This is a genomic window from Bifidobacterium apicola, from assembly GCF_042846865.1.
GTDB lineage: Bacteria > Actinomycetota > Actinomycetes > Actinomycetales > Bifidobacteriaceae > Bombiscardovia > Bombiscardovia apicola.
The window spans coordinates 1,247,351-1,264,136 of sequence record NZ_BAAFQQ010000001.1 but is presented as its reverse complement, the minus strand read 5'-3'; the positions used below and the strand labels follow the sequence as shown (position 1 = coordinate 1,264,136).

13 protein-coding genes and 1 riboswitch are annotated in these 16,786 nt (G+C 62.0%); of the genes, 4 read left to right on the top strand and 9 right to left on the bottom strand.

Annotated features, from left to right (window positions below):
* The first annotated feature begins 15 nt into the window (after positions 1–15).
* Positions 16–1,674, top strand: a complete 1,659-nt coding sequence (locus ACGG9J_RS05125) for an MFS transporter (RefSeq protein ID WP_390134222.1) — start codon at positions 16–18, stop codon at positions 1,672–1,674.
* Positions 1,675–1,683: 9 nt separating this feature from the next.
* Here the strand turns inward: ACGG9J_RS05125 and ACGG9J_RS05120 are convergent, their stop codons facing one another.
* The gene (locus ACGG9J_RS05120; RefSeq protein WP_390134220.1) at positions 1,684–2,094 is read right to left on the bottom strand and encodes a DUF4186 domain-containing protein; all 411 of its coding nucleotides are present in this window, start codon (positions 2,092–2,094) and stop codon (positions 1,684–1,686) included.
* Positions 2,095–2,309: 215 nt separating this feature from the next.
* On the opposite strand from ACGG9J_RS05120, the gene ACGG9J_RS05115 reads away from it, so the two are divergent.
* Complete coding sequence (locus ACGG9J_RS05115) at positions 2,310–3,599, top strand: class I SAM-dependent methyltransferase (protein ID WP_390134218.1); 1,290 nt, start codon at positions 2,310–2,312, stop codon at positions 3,597–3,599.
* Between the two features lie 206 nt (positions 3,600–3,805).
* Here ACGG9J_RS05115 and ACGG9J_RS05110 read toward each other — a convergent pair whose 3' ends face one another.
* The 8 genes from ACGG9J_RS05110 to ACGG9J_RS05075 all read right to left on the bottom strand — a co-directional run bounded on the left by ACGG9J_RS05110 (position 3,806) and on the right by ACGG9J_RS05075 (position 13,116).
* A complete protein-coding gene (locus tag ACGG9J_RS05110; RefSeq protein ID WP_390134216.1) occupies positions 3,806–4,357 on the bottom strand; it encodes an FMN-binding protein in 552 nt (183 codons plus the stop codon).
* Position 4,358: 1 nt separating this feature from the next.
* Positions 4,359–5,186 carry an ABC transporter ATP-binding protein gene (locus ACGG9J_RS05105; RefSeq protein WP_390135320.1) on the bottom strand — a complete coding sequence of 276 codons (828 nt, stop codon included), beginning with the start codon at positions 5,184–5,186 and terminating at the stop codon, positions 4,359–4,361.
* Positions 5,187–5,230: 44 nt separating this feature from the next.
* Entirely contained in the window at positions 5,231–6,397 is a 1,167-nt protein-coding gene (locus ACGG9J_RS05100; RefSeq protein WP_390135319.1) for an ABC transporter permease, read from the bottom strand.
* 16 nt (positions 6,398–6,413) lie between these two features.
* On the bottom strand, positions 6,414–7,724 hold the full coding sequence (locus ACGG9J_RS05095) for an ABC transporter permease (RefSeq protein WP_390134214.1): 1,311 nt from the start codon (positions 7,722–7,724) through the stop codon (positions 6,414–6,416).
* Positions 7,725–7,745: 21 nt separating this feature from the next.
* Positions 7,746–9,020 carry a Fe-S-containing protein gene (locus tag ACGG9J_RS05090; RefSeq protein ID WP_390134212.1) on the bottom strand — a complete coding sequence of 425 codons (1,275 nt, stop codon included), beginning with the start codon at positions 9,018–9,020 and terminating at the stop codon, positions 7,746–7,748.
* Positions 9,021–9,033: 13 nt separating this feature from the next.
* Positions 9,034–9,654 carry an iron transporter gene (locus ACGG9J_RS05085; RefSeq protein WP_390134210.1) on the bottom strand — a complete coding sequence of 207 codons (621 nt, stop codon included), beginning with the start codon at positions 9,652–9,654 and terminating at the stop codon, positions 9,034–9,036.
* The gene (locus ACGG9J_RS05080) at positions 9,651–11,465 is read right to left on the bottom strand and encodes an FTR1 family iron permease (RefSeq protein WP_390134208.1); all 1,815 of its coding nucleotides are present in this window, start codon (positions 11,463–11,465) and stop codon (positions 9,651–9,653) included. The genes ACGG9J_RS05085 and ACGG9J_RS05080 overlap by 4 nt, the downstream gene beginning before the upstream one ends.
* 160 nt (positions 11,466–11,625) lie before the next feature.
* On the bottom strand, positions 11,626–13,116 hold the full coding sequence (locus ACGG9J_RS05075) for an amino acid permease (RefSeq protein WP_390134205.1): 1,491 nt from the start codon (positions 13,114–13,116) through the stop codon (positions 11,626–11,628).
* A 304-nt stretch (positions 13,117–13,420) separates the two neighbouring features.
* On the opposite strand from ACGG9J_RS05075, the gene ACGG9J_RS05070 reads away from it, so the two are divergent.
* Positions 13,421–14,884, top strand: a complete 1,464-nt coding sequence (locus tag ACGG9J_RS05070) for an amino acid permease (RefSeq protein ID WP_390134203.1) — start codon at positions 13,421–13,423, stop codon at positions 14,882–14,884.
* 89 nt (positions 14,885–14,973) lie between these two features.
* A riboswitch (Lysine riboswitch) is annotated at positions 14,974–15,152 on the top strand.
* A gap of 96 nt (positions 15,153–15,248) precedes the next feature.
* Positions 15,249–16,724: an amino acid permease gene (locus ACGG9J_RS05065; protein WP_390134201.1), complete on the top strand. Its 1,476-nt coding sequence runs from the start codon at positions 15,249–15,251 to the stop codon at positions 16,722–16,724.
* Positions 16,725–16,786: the final 62 nt, after the last annotated feature.

The window sequence follows — 16,786 nt, the reverse complement described above, 5'->3', positions numbered from 1 at the left end:
GCCGGAGAAGGAACCATGGCAGAAGACGAGACAAATTCGACCGCGGACAGCGGCCAACATGAGCAGAATCGACGCGACAGGCAGTCAGCCAAGCAGATCAAGAAGCAACAGGCCGCAGCCAAGCGCAAGGCCCGCAAGCAGAACCCCAAACCGCACCGGGGTTGGAGCGAGCGCCTGCATCTGACCGACATCAACGTAGTGGACAGGTCCACGCTCAAGCGGGCCATCGCCGGCACCGTGGTCGGCAACTTCATGGAATGGTATGACGTGGGGGTCTATGGCTACTTGGCGGTAACCATTGGCCACGTCTTCCTGTCCGACGCATCCGATGCCGTACAGCGGCTCTTCTCTCTGGGCGTCTTCGCGGTCACCTTCGTCGCCCGGCCGCTGGGCGGCGTGGTCCTGGGCCAACTGGGCGACAAGATCGGCCGCCAGCGCATTCTGGCCTTCACCCTGCTGAGCATGTCGGCAGCCACCCTGCTGATCGGCCTCCTGCCCAGCTATGCGGCCGTCGGCCCCCTGGCACCAATCCTGCTCATCCTGCTCAAGCTGATCCAAGGCTTCTCCACAGGCGGCGAGTACGCGGGCGCCTCGACTATGGTCACCGAATACTCGCCGGATCGACATCGCGGCTTCTTCGCCTCCCTGCTGGACGTGGGATCCTACCTGGGCTACGCCTTCGGAGCTGCATTGGTCTCCTTGCTGGAGTTCTCCATCTCCCCGCAGGCCATGCTGGCCTGGGGCTGGCGTATCCCCTTCATCATCGCCCTGCCACTGGCTGCCATCGCAGTCTACTTCCGGGCCAAGGTCCAGGACACTCCTGCCTTCCGTCAAGCTCAGGATGCCAGCGATGAGAAGACCAAGAGCCAGCACAAGAGCCTGCTGGACCTGATCCGAGGCTATTGGCGGGAGCTGCTCATGGCCTTCATCCTGGTGGCTGCGGCCAATACTCTGAGCTACACACTGACCGCCTACATGCCCACCTATCTGTCGGGCACCCTGCACTACAACACGGCCCAGGCCAACCTGCTCTCCCTGCCGGTCCTGCTCATGGTGGCCTGCTGCATCCCCATCACCGGAGCCCTTTCCGACCGCTTCGGCCGCAAGAAGGTGCTGTTCATGGGAGCGCTCACCGGGCTCTGCCTGTCCCTGCCGGCCTTCCGACTGCTGGAGCATGAGACCACGGGCGCCGTCTTCGGCGGCCTGGTCCTGCTGGCCATCCCGGTCATCTTCTTCGTGGCCAACCTGGCCTCCACCCTGCCTGCCCTCTTCCCCACCGCTTCCCGTTACGGCGGCATGGGACTGTCATACAACCTGGCTGTGGCCGTCTTCGGCGGCACCGCGCCTGTCATCATGGAGGGCCTGGTGACTGCGACCGGCAAGTCCCTGGCACCTGCCTACTGGATCATGTTCACCTCAACCTGTGGACTGGTCACTGTGCTCTTCCTAGCGGAGACCGCGCGGCGCCCCATGCCCGGCACCCTGCCCACTGTGCTCAACCGGCAGGAGGCACGCGATCTGGTGGCCACACAGGACCGCAACCCCGACTTGGACGTGAAGACCATCATCAAGGATGCCGAAGAGAGCGGCGTGCGCAAGACACCGAAAAAGCTGGTTGCCGAGACACGCAAGCTTCTGGGCCTTTCCCGCGCAGGCAGCAAGAACAAGAAGTAGCGTGCGCTGTCAGGCCGGACGGGCCGGATGACTGACCAGGTCGCGCTCGACCCAAGCCATGACCAGCCTGGCCAGGGCATCCACCTCTGCATCGGTCAGGGCCCGGCCGCGCGGAATGTGATGCCATCGCTCGATGCATCCCCGGCAGCAGGTTGCTGTGGCATGCTGGGCCGTGAAGACCGGATGCCCTCGGTAGGGGGTCTGTTTGCCGTCCTTGAACGGATGGGCAGGCCCCACGCGCTTGGCCAGCATCTCATGGGCATGGCGGTCGATGGTATCCCTGCCCTTGGCCCGGGCGTAAGCGCGATCCTTGGCCGACAGGGAGAAGCCGGTCCGAAAGCGCGAATGCCCCAATCTGGCAAGAGTGTCCTGAATCCACGCATCGTCCGCCCCGTTCGTCGCTGATCCGCTGCCGGTCATTTCCTGGTCGCCTCCGTGTTCGGATCCGCTCCGGGATCCCCGTTCAGCCTTACCAAAGAGTCTGCATCCAGGCAAGGTTTCCCATGCGGAATAATTCAACGAACATGGCGCCAACAGGGACCAGTGTCGGGGGTAGGGTGAAGACAGTACCTATATTCACCAACTATCAGACCCGCCATGTTCAGTCATGTCCGGGTCACGAACAAGGGGGCTTCATGGCCAAAAGCAAGATGACTGTAGCCGAGATGATCGGGCTCTTCCTCACCCCTGACGCGCCTGTGCAGGTGACTGCCTTCGATGGGTCGGTCTTCGGGCAGGAGCAAGCGCCGCTGCATCTGGAAGTCAAGAATTCCCGTGCCATGTACTACATCACGGAGAACCCCAACGACCTGGGCCTGGCCCGCGCCTACCTGCAGGGCGATCTGGACTCTCCCGAGCTGCTGCCAGGCAACCCTTACCAGGTTCTCAAGGAGCTGATGGGTCTCAAGCACTTCATCAAGCACCCCAGCAAGTTGGAGTTGGCCCGGGCAGCTGGATCCGTGTTCTCACACGGGGTGCGCGTACCCGAGCCTCCGGCCATCGAGGGGCCTTCCCTGGCAAAGCGACTGACCGAAGGCATCCGTCCCCACACACGCCGGGGCGATGCGGCCACCGTCAGCTACCACTACGACCAGTCCAACGACTTCTACCGGCTCTTCCTGGGCTCCTCCATGACCTACACCTGCGCCGTCTTCGAGGAGGCGGACAACAGCCTTGAGGACGCTCAGTGGCACAAGCTCAACATGGTCTTGGACAAGATGCATCTGAACAAGGGCGACCGTCTGCTGGACGTGGGTTGCGGCTGGGGCTCCATGGAGATCGCGGCAGCCCGCCGTGGCATTCACGTCATCGGTGTAACTCTGGCCGAGGAGCAGGTCGAATGGGCCCAGAACTGGATCCGCCAGGAGGGTCTGCAGGATCTGGCCGAGGTCAGGCTGATGGACTACCGCGACGTTCCCGAGTCCGGCTTTGATGGAATCTGCTCCATCGGCATGATGGAGCATGTGGGCTATAAGCAGTACCCCTCCTACTTCAAGGAGATGATGGACAAGCTGCGTCCGGGCGGCATCCTGCTCAACCACCAGATCACCCGCACCAACTCCCATGACCACAAGAGGGCTGGCGGGTTCATTGACCGCTACATCTTCCCCGACGGCGAGCTGGCCAGCCCGGCTGAAATCGAACTGGCCATTCAGGACACCGGCTTCGAGGTCATCACCCAGGAGAACCTGCGTCAGCACTATGCACTGACCCTCAAGCACTGGACCGAAAACCTCCAGGAGCATTGGGACCAGGCCAAACCTATGGTGGGCGCGCCGAAGGCGCGGCTCTGGGGCCTGTACATGGCTGGCGCGCGGCTTAACTTTGAGCTCAACAACATTCAGATACACCAGTTCCAGTGCATCAAGCCCGATCCTGAGACCGGCACGGACACCTACCCGCTGCGCCCCTGGTGGGACCGGTAGTTGGTCTGAGGCGACCGATAGCTACGCGACTGATAAAATCATAACGTTCCGAAAAGGGGCGGGGAGTCAAATCCTCGCCCCTTCTGTTTCCGCCACCCGTATAGCCCGCTACTCGTACAGCACGCCATCACAGAGTTCAGCGGCCTTCCGACCTTCTAAGGCATCGAATGCCTGACGTTGGGCATAGCAGCCTTTCGGTTTGAATTTCAGGACGATCTGTCCGCCGAAGCCTCCAGCCGAGCCAGGTCAAGGGCCTTGTTAAAGGCGTCCGAGGTCCAGCTGGCCCCGGCCACCTTTTCCACCTTGAGGTCCTTGAGCGGGCGCCCTTGGACTACGCCAGGCACAGCCTTGGCGAAGCGTTCCATGTGGCCCCGCGAGATGGGCGAGTCCGAATGCCCCTGGACCTGGACCCGGCTCACCTGGCCTCCCGACAGGTCCAGATCCACATCGATGCTGTCGGCTCCGTCACGCCCGTACTTACCCGTCAGAGCGTAGGTGCCGTCATGATAGTTGCCCGTATCAGCAGAAGCGGTCGGCAATCCATCACGGGAGACGGCCGTGGGCTTGCCCTCGCCCGCCCCGTCGGACCCTTCAGCCGACCCTGGAGCAGAGCTGGACTCGGCGCCCGATCCGGCGAACTCGTCGTCCATGGGCTTGGCCTGTTGGCTTCCGCAACCGCCTAAGAGGGAGCCGACCGCCACCAAGGTCGCCAATGTTGCCGAGGCCGTGACTAACCCCCGAGACTTGCTTGTGGCCATCTCAGCGTCCTCCTTCTGATTCAGCGGCCGAGCCCGACAGGGACCCGCCTGTCTTGGCTATTTTAGTGGGGTCGTGGAAGCCGACCGGAATATCCTGGTCCCCGGAATCGCCAGGAGCTCCACTGAAGGCCGGCCGACCTCCGGCTGCAAGGTAGGCGCGCCTGGCCTCCTCATCATTCCACTGCTCGCCAGCCAGCACACCGTGGTTGAGCATGATCTCCCGTTGGGCGCATGAGGCCACTAAAGCGTCATGGGTGACCACGATCAGGGAAGTCCCCTGATCATGCAATTGCCGGAAGAGGTCCAGCACAATCCGCTCATTGGCCTCGTCCAGGTTGCCGGTGGGCTCGTCAGCCAGGATCAGCTTGGGTTCGTTGATCAGCGCCCGGGCCACGCAGACCCGCTGCTGCTCGCCGCCCGAGAGCTGGCTGGGCAGGTGTCGGGCCCGATCCGCCAGACCCACCCGGTCCAGAGCCTTCATGGCCTGATCCTCATCAACCACCGAGTGGTAGTACTGGGCCACCATGACGTTCTCCAGTGCGGTCAGATGCGGGACCAGATAGAACTTCTGGAAGACCAGGCCGATCACGTTCTTGCGCACATCGGCCAGCTGGGACTGGCTCAGATCCTCCAGCGGCCGCCCCTGCAAACGGACCGAGCCACGGCTGGGGGTGTCCATGCAGCCCAGAATGTTCATCAGCGTGGTCTTGCCTGAGCCAGAGGACCCCACCACGGCCAGCCACTGACCTTGCGGGACGCTCAGGTTCAGATCATCCAAGGCATGCAGATCGCCGTAGATCTTGGAAACATGGTCCAGGTCCAGCAGCATGCCGCCGCCCGACTGGGATTCGCTCGCCTTTGCCTGCGTCATTGTCATTCCTCCCTCAAAACCAGGGCCGGGTCGATACGCGAAGCCCGGAGGACCGGCCGGATGGATGCGATCATGGATATGGCCACGCTCAGCAGGACCGTGCCCAGGGCCAGCCACCAGTTGAAGCCCAACGGCCGCTGGAAGACGGACAGGCAGAGCAGCCGAGCAAAGCCATAGCCCAGGGCGGTGCCGATCAGACCTCCTGCCAATCCGTAGCAGGCCGACTCAGCCAAAAACTCCATGGCTATCCCCTGCGAGGAGGCGCCCAGAGCCTTGCGCAGGCCGATCTCGCTGCGCCGTTGGGAGACGATGGAGGCCATGGTGGTTCCCACGCCCACAAAGGTCAGGACCAGCACCACCACCGAAACCAGCCAGAAGAGCGACTGGAGCATGGCGATGGTATGGCTGTCGCCTGCTGTGATCCTGGTGACCGGCCTGGCCTTGACCCCCATGGAGGTCATGTCGTTGATGCCGGCAGCAATGGCCTTTAGGCCAGAAGTCATAGTGTTGACCGAGTATTCGATGACATCAGTACCCCGCTTGACCCCGGTCAGGAGCTCCAGATCGGACAAGTCGGCGTAGATAATGCGATCCTCGGGACCGCCGGTATCGACGATGCCTCCCACTCGAAAGTCACGACCTTGCCCCCCGGTCTTGCCCGTGGCGGTGACCTTTCCAGCGGCGTAACCAATAGTTATCTGCTTGCCGGTGGTCAGCCCCAGCGAATCTGCCAGATCCCGCCCCACCATGACTGAACCAGGCTGCGGCCAGGAACCCTCCACGCTCCAGTGGCGGTTGAGCTGACGCACCTGGTCAGGGTGAATGCCAGCCATCACGCGGGCGCCGGCATTGACCTGCACCGTCTCATATCGATAGGTGGCGTACCGGGCCGGGGCCTTGGCGGTCACCATATGAGTGGTGTGGTCCACCATGCCCTGTTCGATGCCGGAGACGGACCGATTGCCGCCCTGAATGGGCGAGACGACCAGATTGGCCCCGTAGGAACGCATTTCCTGGTTGATCTGCCTGGGAGCCTCAATGCAGACCGCCGCCAGGCAGAAGAGGGTGGCCGCGCCCACTAAGGAAGCCACCACTGCCATCAGGGCCCGGCCCCGACGGCGGAAAACGGCCCCAAAGAGCATGGTCAGGAACATGCGGGTATTGGTCATATGGCTCTTATGGCGATCAGCGGCCATGAAGCACCTCCGCCGGCCGAAGCCGCAGAATCGATCTGATGGATGAGATGGATGCCAGCAGCACGGTCAGGGCCAGCAGCACGAAGACCAGCACAAAGACCATGGGCCTCATGGTGATACCCGAGCCGAAGACCACTCTGCCTACGATCTGAGCTACTCCTGAGCCCAGCAGTGCGCCGACCAGAGCCCCAGCCAGGGCGATCAGGGCGGTTTCAGCCAACACCAATCGGGACACAGCCCCGTCGGTGGCGCCCAAGGCCTTGAGCAGGGCGAACTCAGAGGACCGCTCGCTTATGGAGGACGCCATCAGGTTGGCCACGGCGATGGCTGCCGCTAGGAGGCTGAGCACGGTCATCAGAATCATGACCGCCTGGGTCTTCTGCAGGACATCGCCCTGCAGGGCTGCCACCTGTCTGACCTGCTTGGCCATGGACCCGGGTATGGCCTCCTCAATCTGGTAGGCGATGGAGGACGGATAAGCCGTGCAATACCAGGTCTCCCACTCGTCCTGGGAGAGGGCAGCAGGGTTTCGTGCAGCCTTGCGGGCCAGATCGTTCTCGGGCGTGGTCAGAGCCTTGACCTCCACCTGGTCGATCTGATCGGTCAGGCCGGACATCTCCTGCAACGCCCTGGTGGGCAGGTAGAGGGAAGAGGCATCAGCATCACCAGAGTCGAAGATGCCCACAATGGTGACAGCCTGCTGTTTACCATTTAGACCCACCTTGACCTGGTCGCCAACCTGACGGCCACCCAGTCGCGCAGCCAGCTCTTTGCCCATCATGGCCTCGGTCCGGCCGCCGGACCCAGCCTCGTCCTTGGGCCAGCGGCCTTGAACCTTCCACCAGGGTCGAAGCCCTTTCAGACCTGCGGTGCTGCTCTCGCCGCTGTCCACCTTGACGGTTCGGCCGAACCAGGTGCCTACCAGAGGGGCGCCGACCTGGTCCACAGTGCCGCGAAGGTCCAGGCGCGGGGCGAAGTCGGTGATGTTGTAGGCCCAGAAGATGGTCTTGATCTTGGGCACCTGGGACTCTTTGAGGAAGGCGGTGGGCGTGGACTCGTCGGCCGAGGAGCCGTCCTCCTGGTCGCCATAGAGGTCAGAGACCACGGCATCAGCCTTGGCCTGGACCGTGATGTTGGATCCATAAGTGGACAGCTCTGCGTTGAGCTTGTCGCCCACGTCAAAGACCACCCCCAGCATGGCCGTAGCCACGCAGGCCGACAGGCAGACCGTGACGGCGATGAGCATTCTTCGCCCGAACTGGCGGCTGAATGACCGCAGCATCATTCGCATGAAGAACATACCAACCGCTCCTTCCCTTTTTCAGCTCTTGAAGTGCGAGGACAGAGCATCCAGGTCGGCGGTACTGATCAGTATGGCGCCCCGGCCGGTTTTGTATGGCAGGGGTACGGGATTGCACCCGCCCTTGAACCCGATGGTGGCCAGGTTGATGGCCACGTCGCACTTCTTGCAGATGATCTTGCCGTCTTTTTCGTAATAGCCCGCATCCCCGCAGTTCTCGCAGGCATCCAGCCCGACCCCGTAGGCTGCGCCATTCTTGCGGATGATGATAAAACGCATCTCGGTGCCGTCCTTGGCCCGGTAGCTGAATCGATGCAGGTGGCCATCCTCCACCTGGGAGAAACGAATGGTGGCTGTATCAGAGGTCAAGGAATACCGCTCCGGAGGCGAGAGCACAGGCACCTGGTGGGCCTTGGCGGTACCCACCGTCAGGGCCAGGGTGACACCGATCATGGCCACCAGGCTCCAGACCGCTGATGCCAGGGCCCGTCGGCGGAAGGCCCGGTGGCTGCGGTCGTCAGCTGTGGAGGCTCCGGTCACCGGCATGTGCCAGCCTGCAACCAAGCAGGCGATGACAGGAATGATGAAGACCAGAACCTGGGCAAGAACCAGGATCAGATCGGCGTTGTATCCCAGGGCCATGACCCGGAAGGCCCAGCCGTGGAGAAGAACCAGGCCGGTGGTCTGCATCAGGGCCACCAGGGCTACGCCGTGCCGGACCAGCAGCAGGACCACCATGAGCAGGGCGGCCAGACGGAAGGCAATTCGGGAACAGGAGGTATGCATGGTCCTCAGAATGGCAGCCACTATCACAGCGGCAGCCAGACCGAGCAGGAAGCCCAAGGCCCTCAAAAGCATGGCCGAGGTCATCACCGGCTCCCCCGGCTCCACAAAGGCCGTAAGCTGCAGGATGACATCGGGCAGGGCACGGAAGGTGGTCAGGGCTATGGCCAGGGCCGCCAGGGCGTTGGCCAGATCCATGGCCCAGGGGCGGCGATGCCAGTCTGAAACCAGCCGGTCGGCGGCCAGCACCACCGCAATAGCCGCCAGATCGGTCAGAACGCAGGCTACCAGGGTCGGGTAGTTGACCATGGTTCGCCGATTAATGATCACGGTGGCGCGCAGGAGAGCAAAAACCAGCGCCCCCAGCACGCCGACCCCCAGGCCGATCAGCCGCCAAGAGGCGGAACGGGGCCGATCACGGCCCTCACCCACCCCCAGAAGCACGCTGAAAACCATGACCAGGAGGGCCGGAGCCAGCGTCCCCGGCAAGACCGTGACAAATTGCTCAAGCATGGTGCATAGCAGCTTACCACTGGTGGGGCGTGTAGTCCCAGTCCCAGCTGACCACGATGGGCTCGGTCCAGAAGTGCCCCTTCACACCGGTCTCCGGGTCGACGTGCAGCATCCAGCCCTTCTTCTCAGGAGAGTCGATGGAATAGGTCAGCTTGTAGGATCCAGCCTTCTCCATCTTGATGTTGGCTCCGTAATGCGGGCCATCCGAGGCGTTCATCTGCATGAAGGTGCCGGACTGCTTGTCGTTGGGATCATCCTTGTTCTGGATAGTGTAGTTGACGGTCAGATCCGGAACGAACTCACCCTTGGCATAGCCCAGGTTGTTGTTGGCCAGGGCGTGGATATCAGCCTCCAGATGCAGGCTGGCATCGGCAGCCTTCAGACCCATGGATGCTGGCTCCATATCGATGGGCTGGAAGAAGACCGTGCCAATGTTCAGGGGGCCCTTCTGCTGATCGTCGGGCGGGATGGGGATCTCCTCGAACCCGGCCCCCTTGCCATCAGACTGGGAGCTGCTGGAAGCCTCAGGCGCGGGAGCTTCACGGGTGCCTGACCCGCTGGAGCCGCACCCCGCCAGGGCCAGGGTGCCTGAGAGCACCAGCGCGACCAAGGCGGTCAATTGTCTCTTCTTCATGATTGTCCTTCGCTCTTTAGTGTTTGCATAGATGCCGTGACCTCGGAGGGCACAGCCCCTTCGACGGCCTGATCGGCTTCCGTCTGATGGACGGCTGCCGACGGAGACCCGCCGGAGTCCTGATTCGACCGCGATCGCTCCTGCTTGTGCAGGCGGCGGGTCGACACAATTGCCAGCACGACCACGACCAGAGCCGCCAGGATCTGGGCGCCGATGGTCTGCGTGTATGGATACAGCCCGATCCAGTCGCTGGTGGGCACCCCAGGCAGGTAGGTGGCCGGCACCAGGTCGCCCTCGATCAGGGCATGGACGCCGCCCCCGGCGAAGATGACCACCATGACCGCCATGAGCAGGCTGGTGATGATGAAAAAGGGTCGGATGGGGATCTTGACCGAGGTGAAGCGGATGAGCACGAAGACGATGACCAGCACCACGGCGGCAGCCGCAAAACCGGTCCAGATCTCCCGTCTGCCGCCAGGAGCCATGGCAAAGATGGCCTGGTAGAACATGACCGTCTCAGCCCCCTCCCTGAAGACCGCCAGGAAGGAGAGCAGGGCCAGGGAAATAACGCTGCCTTTCGAAATAGCCGCCACTGTCCGGCTTCGGATGTAGTGGTTCCAGGATTCCACAGAGGACTTGGACAGCATCCAGTTGCTGGTATAGAGCAGCATGAGCATGGCCACCAGGGCCACCACACCCTCCAGGATCTCCTGCTGAGGACCATTCCCGTTGAAGAGCAGGGTGAAGAGCAGGGCCACCAGCCCGCTGGCCACGAGGCCCGCCGCAATGCCCCAGTAGATGTGCCGAACCTTGTCTTTATGGCCGGATTTGACCAGGTAGGCAATGATGGCCGCCACCACCAGGATGGCCTCCAGCCCCTCCCTCAGCAGGACCACAAAGGCCTGGCCGAAGGCGGATGTCAGGAAGGTCGTCCACCCGTTGACATGGTCTGCGGCTCCTCCGTCCAGAGTGGCCGCGTCTTCAATCAGCATGCTCTTAAGGTCGTTCACCAGGGTCTTGGCCGGCTTGCCCGCCACCATGGCCATCCGGGTCTCCTTGAACTGGTATTCCACTTGCGAGACCCTGTTGCCGCTGATGGCATTCATGACGTTCTTCTCGAAGCCCAGCTTTTCGTAATACTGGTAATAGGCCTTATTGACAAGGTCGGATCCCGCCTGGCCCTGTCCCTTGGAGGCCTGGGCGAGCGCCTGATCGAGAATCGGCGTCATCTCATGGGCCACCTGGGTCCAGGTCCGGTCGCCCTTGCCATTGTTCCGATGTTTCTTGGCTGCGTCCAGCCGCCGACGATCTGCCTTGATCTGCTCCTGTTGAGCCTTGGCGTAGGCACGAGGATTGGCCAGTCCTGCGGTGGCATCCAGCTGGGTGGCCGCAGCAGCCAGATCGGCCTTGAGCTTTTCACTGCCTTGGGTAAGGGTCTGCCCGGCATCCGGGGCGTAGGCCTGGTTCTGCAGAGCCTGGAACTGCCCGTCCAGAGCGTTGCGCCTGTCCTGCCCTAAGGTCGATCCCACGACTGAGACGAATCCGGAGCCCACGTAACCTACGTTGTAGGCTCCCATGAATTGCGAGGCGGCTCCGGCGCGATCCCCACGAGCATAGTCCTCACACCCTCGGTCCAGCTGGCGAGACACGGAGCTGGCCACCTGGGCCCAACTGTCGTAATCCGTGGCTTCGCTCGCCGCCATGGCCGACTGCGGGGTCTGCAGAACCAGGAACACCAGGGCTAGGAGCAGGCATGGGAACAGGGAGCCAGCGACCTTGGCAACCCTTGTCCTGCCAACCTGTGCAACCATAGGCGATGATCTCCTTCGTCAGTGCCTCGTCATCGAACCTAAGAGCAACGAAGGTCGATTTGACAACTACCGAAAATCAATCTAGCCCAAGCACAATATGAAAACCAGACTTGTTTATTGCCTCCACAGGCCATATAATTCGCCCTCGCACAAGCCTGACTCAGTCGGCCAGAGTCGTTTCGCCCCTATGCTTCCACAGGCAGATGCCACCGAAGACCAACAGCCAGGCCAATCCCAGTATGGCCGGATACCGGGTGTCGGGAGCCAGGAAGAGCGAGAGGTAGATCAGGACAAAGAAGGTGATGGCAACGGCTCCTGTCACCCGGTAGGCCGGCATGATGAACCCGTCAGGCATGAAGTCCGGGCTGGTCCGGTAGCGGCGGTGAGCAAGCAGGGTCAGGATGTAGATGAAGATGATGACTGCGCTGGAGCAGGAGGTGAACAGGACGAAGGTGTCCTCAAAGCCGGGCAGCAGATGCAGCACCGGAGATAAGAGGATCAGCACTCCGGACAGGACGATGGCACGGGCGGGCACCTTGCCGCGGCGCGAAATCGTATGCAGGCTGCGCATCACTGGAGAGCGGCCGGCGGCGGCCAGCTGGAAAAGGTTGCGGCCAGCGGAGTAGAGCAAGGAGTTCAGCGAGGAGCTGGCTGCCGTGATGACCACGAAGAAGACCAAGGCAGCCGCCCAGTCGACGCCGGCGTAGCGGAAGACCATGACGAATGGCGAGGTGAAGCTGCCGTCGGCGTTGGGGCGGAAGGAGCGCCAGGGCACGATCAGCATGATGGCGACCAGGGCGCCCACATAGAAGATCAACACCCTCAGGATGATCTGGTTGATGGCCTTGGGCAGGACCTTGCGGGGATTCTGGGTTTCGGAGACGGTCACCCCCACGAATTCAATCATCTCGTAGGCGAAGAAGACCATCTGGAAGCTCATGAAGAAGGCCATCCACCCGTTGGGCGCCAGGCTCAGGTCGGTGGTGATGTTGTCCAGGCCCGCATGGCCGGCCGGGCTGATCCGATCCTGCCCCGGCATGTGAACCGCCGGATAGTGGAATCCGGTGATGACCATGACCACGGCCGTGGCAATCATGGCCAGGATCAGGGTGATCTTGATCATGGAGAACCAGAACTCGGTCTCCCCGAAGACCCGCACGGCAATCAGGTTGACGCACACCATGGCCGCCAGGAAGCACAACTCGATCAGCCCCCGCCAGGCGCTCAGATCAATGCCGAAGGTACCGAAGAAAGTGACGAAGTAGGTGCCCACGGCAGTCAGCTCGGACATGCCGATCAGGATGAGCACGATCCAGTAGGACCATCCGGCGAAGGACCCCCAACCCTGGCCCAGGTAGCGGCTGATGAAGGCGATGAAGGTGTGCTGGACAGGGCTGCGATACATGAGCTCGCCAATGGCCCGCATGAGCAGGTACATGATCAGCCCCACCCCGATGTAGACCAGGATGATGGAGGGTCCGGTCAGCGCGATGGACTTGCCCGACCCCAGGAAGAGCCCTGTGCCGATGGTGCCGCCGATGGCAATGAACTGCACATGGCGGTTGCTCAGACCGCGTTCCATGCCGTCGCCTGCCGAGGTGCCGTCACCTTGATTCTGCTGCTCTGAAGGGCCATTGCCCGTACGGTTCATCCGACTGCACCCCCTTGCCTTCGCAACCTATCTATCATCGCCGACCAGGAAGGGATGCCCTTCGAAGCCGGTAGGACAGCAATACCATAGAGGTGCCGATAACCAGGAACAGACGGCAGGCACCGACGCCCATGGTAGGACCAGACAGTCACCATTCTGTGAATTGACCGTCTCATATGGCGGACGCCTCTATTCCACAATGCAAAGGTGTGGTCATTCCGCTCGGACCGGCTCCGATAGGGTTGGCCCTGTCAGCCGGCCACATTCAGCTGACAACTACCACCATCTAAGGAATGGCATCCCCATGGATCAACCCAAGGAGTCGCAGGGCAAGGACCTGCGCAAAACCCTGAAGAACAGGCACATCCAGCTCATCTCGCTGGGCGGCGCCATCGGAACGGGACTCTTCTACGGGTCCGGGGAATCCATCTCATTAGCAGGGCCGGCCATCATCATCGCCTATCTGATAGGCGGTTTGGCCATCTTCATGATCGTCAGGGCCATGAGCGAAATGAGCGTGGAAGACCCCAAGTCCGGCGCTTTCAGCTACTACGCCACCCGCTACTGGTCCAAGCGTGCGGGCTTTGTATCGGGATGGAACTACTGGATGAACTACGTGCTGGTGTCCATGGTCGAGCTCTCCGTGGTAGGCACCTTCGTCAACTTCTGGTTCCCGGCAATACCCGCCTGGGTCTCTGCAGCCTTCTTCCTGGTGGTCATCACGGCCGCCAACCTGATGGGAGTCAGCAAGTTTGGCGAGTTCGAGTTTTGGTTCGCCATCATCAAGATAGCGGCTATCATCGCGATGATCATCGGAGGCCTGGCCGTCGTGGTCATGGCCCTGCCCACAGCCAACGGCCTGCGGGCATCCTTCGCCAACTGGTTCACCGTAGGCGGCGGATTCCTGCCCAACGGACTCATGCGTCATGGGTCCAACGGCCAGTGGACCGGTCTGCTTATGTCGCTGGCAGTGGTCATGTTCAGCTTCGGCGGCACCGAGCTTATCGGCATCACTGCCGGGGAGGCATCCGATCCCCGTCGGACCATCCCCAAGGCCACCAACGCCATCATCTGGAGGATCCTGGTCTTCTATATCCTGACGCTTGGTGTGATCATGGCCGTTGTTCCCTGGAATGCCATCGGCAAGCCCAACGCGCAAGGCATGGTCGTCAGCCCCTTCGTCCAGATCTTCGACTCGGTTGGAGTCCACGCAGCCGCAGGCATCCTCAACTTTGTCTGCCTGACAGCGGTCATGAGCGTTTATAACTCGGCCCTCTACTCCAACTCCCGCATGCTCTTCTCCCTGGCCCGGCAGGGCAATGCCCCCAAGTATCTGGGGCGGCTGTCCAAAGGAGGGGTGCCCTATGCAGGAGTGCTGACCTCGGCCTGCATCATCGCCCTGGCCGTGGTCGTGGTCTTCCTCTGGCCGCAGTTCGCCTTCAACTACCTGATGAGCATCGCCACGATCTCGGCCATCATCAACTGGTCCATGATCATGGTGACCGAAATGCTCTTCCGGCGTGCTGTTGCCCGTGGCGAGGGCCCCGGCGACCTGGCGGGCAAGACCGGCGAAAACGCTCTGAACGCACTGCACTTCAAGCTGCCCTTTGCCCGGGTGACCCCATGGGCTGTCCTGGCCTTCCTGGCCATGATCATAGTGCTCATGTGCTTCTCGTCCAGCTACCGAGTGGCCGTTATCGCAGGGCCCATCTGGCTGATCGTCCTCCTGGTGGCCTGCCAGCTGACCCAGAGGCGAGCGCGGCAGTGATATAAGCAGACCTCACCAATCGTCATCGAAGACAGGGAAGCCGTTTGAGTCTTGTCTGAGAATCACTCTATGCTTACCCGTAATTGCAAAGCCACTGAAGAGGTCGCCGGACCTATCAGTAACTGGGTTCAGACAGTGCGGTGTTGTGCATGCCCAGCGAAAGGAGGTCCGGCCGAAACGGTTCGGATCCGCCCATCCGCCCCGTTGGGCCCGGGCCGAACAGGACCGGGACTGTCGCAACCCGAGGTTGCGGAGCGCTATGTGCAGTGTCACAGACAGGCAGGCCACCTGGCTTCCGTGTGAACGGAGCCGGTCGGAACCATCGTCATAGGGCTCTCAGGTCAGTTCGAGGAAAAGAGCAGTTATGGCGACCAGGCAGGGCGGAAAGGACAGCCCTTCCGCATCCACCGACCGAGTCCAACGCAACCTCAAGACCCGGCACGTCTCCATGATCGCCTTGGGCGGCTGCATCGGCACCGGACTGTTCATGACCTCCGGCTCCACCATTGCCAAGGCAGGGCCAGGAGGCGCGCTGGTGGCCTACGCGGCCATGGGCCTCATGGTCTACTTCCTCATGACCAGCCTGGGAGAGCTGGCCACCCACCTGCCGGTGTCAGGATCCTTCGCCGCCTACAGCGCACGCTACGTGGATCCGGCTCTGGGCTTCGCCATGGGCTGGAACTACTGGCTGAACTGGGCCATCACCGTGGCTGTGGACATCTCCACCGCCGCCCTGCTGATCCAGTACTGGCTGCCCAACACCCCAGGATGGTTCTGGAGCCTGCTGGTACTAGTGGTCATCTTCCTGATCAACGCCCTGACCGTGTCGGCCTTTGGCGAGGCCGAGTTCTGGCTCGCGCTGATCAAGGTGGTGACGGTGATCGTCTTCCTGGTCATCGGTCTGGCCATGATCTGCGGAATCATGTTCCAGCCAGCCGTGGGCCTGAGCAATTTCACCTACAAGGACGCCCCCTTCGTGGGGGGATTCGCCGCCATTCTCAACGTCTTTCTGATTGCAGGCTTCTCCTTCCAGGGCACTGAGCTGATCGGCGTGACTGCCGGTGAGTCCGAAAACCCCGGCAAGGCGGTTCCCAAGGCCATCAACGATGTCTTCTGGCGGATCCTGCTTTTCTATGTGCTCTCCATCTTCGTCATCGCCGCCCTGATCCCCTACACCAGCCCCAATCTGCTGAGCTCCGCCGAGGGGGACATCGCCATGTCGCCGTTCACCCTGGTCTTCCAGCGGGCGGGCCTGGCCTCGGCGGCCAGCGTCATGAACACCATCATCCTGACCTCGGTCCTCTCGTCCGCCAACTCAGGGGTCTACGCCTCGACCCGAATGCTCTACGCCCTTGCCAAGGACCATTACGCCCCGGCCTTCTTCGGGCACACCACCCGTCATGGCATACCCATGGCCTCGCTGGTCGCCACCCTGGTGGTCTCCCTGGCTACCTTTGCCGCCAGCATCTTCGGCCAGCGGATCTACATGTGGCTGGTGGCCGCCTCGGGACTGACCGGATTCATCGTCTGGATAGGCATCGCCCTGAGCCATTACCGCTTCCGCCGCGCCTGGGTGGTCCAGGGCCACCGGGTTGAGGAGCTGCGATACCATGCCAAGCTCTTCCCGCTGGGGCCTATCCTGGCTCTGGTCCTATGCGTCATAGTCATCGGCGGGCAGAACATCGAGGCCTTCGTCAACTGGAACTGGCAGGAGATCGGCGTCACCTACATCAGCGTGCCCTTGGTGCTTGCGCTCTATCTGGGCTACAAGATCCGGTACCATACCCGGATCGTGCCCTTGAAGGAGATGGATTTGAGCGGGGATCTGGAATCGCTATGAAAGATTTGCCAGCTAACATGACACATTGTGACCATGGGAGCCGGAAGGCCGCACCAATGGCA

Excerpts from the sequence above, each read along its gene's own strand:
- ACGG9J_RS05080 (WP_390134208.1), bottom strand. The coding sequence starts at position 11,465 with ATGGTTGCACAGGTTGGCAGGACAAGGGTTGCCAAGGTCGCTGGCTCC.
- ACGG9J_RS05090 (WP_390134212.1), bottom strand. The coding sequence starts at position 9,020 with ATGCTTGAGCAATTTGTCACGGTCTTGCCGGGGACGCTGGCTCCGGCC.
- ACGG9J_RS05075 (WP_390134205.1), bottom strand. The coding sequence starts at position 13,116 with ATGAACCGTACGGGCAATGGCCCTTCAGAGCAGCAGAATCAAGGTGAC.
- ACGG9J_RS05095 (WP_390134214.1), bottom strand. The coding sequence starts at position 7,724 with ATGTTCTTCATGCGAATGATGCTGCGGTCATTCAGCCGCCAGTTCGGG.
- ACGG9J_RS05100 (WP_390135319.1), bottom strand. The coding sequence starts at position 6,397 with ATGACCAATACCCGCATGTTCCTGACCATGCTCTTTGGGGCCGTTTTC.
- ACGG9J_RS05120 (WP_390134220.1), bottom strand. The coding sequence starts at position 2,094 with ATGACCGGCAGCGGATCAGCGACGAACGGGGCGGACGATGCGTGGATT.
- ACGG9J_RS05125 (WP_390134222.1), top strand. The coding sequence starts at position 16 with ATGGCAGAAGACGAGACAAATTCGACCGCGGACAGCGGCCAACATGAG.
- ACGG9J_RS05070 (WP_390134203.1), top strand. The coding sequence starts at position 13,421 with ATGGATCAACCCAAGGAGTCGCAGGGCAAGGACCTGCGCAAAACCCTG.
- ACGG9J_RS05085 (WP_390134210.1), bottom strand. The coding sequence starts at position 9,654 with ATGAAGAAGAGACAATTGACCGCCTTGGTCGCGCTGGTGCTCTCAGGC.
- ACGG9J_RS05105 (WP_390135320.1), bottom strand. The coding sequence starts at position 5,186 with ATGCTGCTGGACCTGGACCATGTTTCCAAGATCTACGGCGATCTGCAT.
- ACGG9J_RS05110 (WP_390134216.1), bottom strand. The coding sequence starts at position 4,357 with ATGGCCACAAGCAAGTCTCGGGGGTTAGTCACGGCCTCGGCAACATTG.
- ACGG9J_RS05115 (WP_390134218.1), top strand. The coding sequence starts at position 2,310 with ATGGCCAAAAGCAAGATGACTGTAGCCGAGATGATCGGGCTCTTCCTC.
- ACGG9J_RS05065 (WP_390134201.1), top strand. The coding sequence starts at position 15,249 with ATGGCGACCAGGCAGGGCGGAAAGGACAGCCCTTCCGCATCCACCGAC.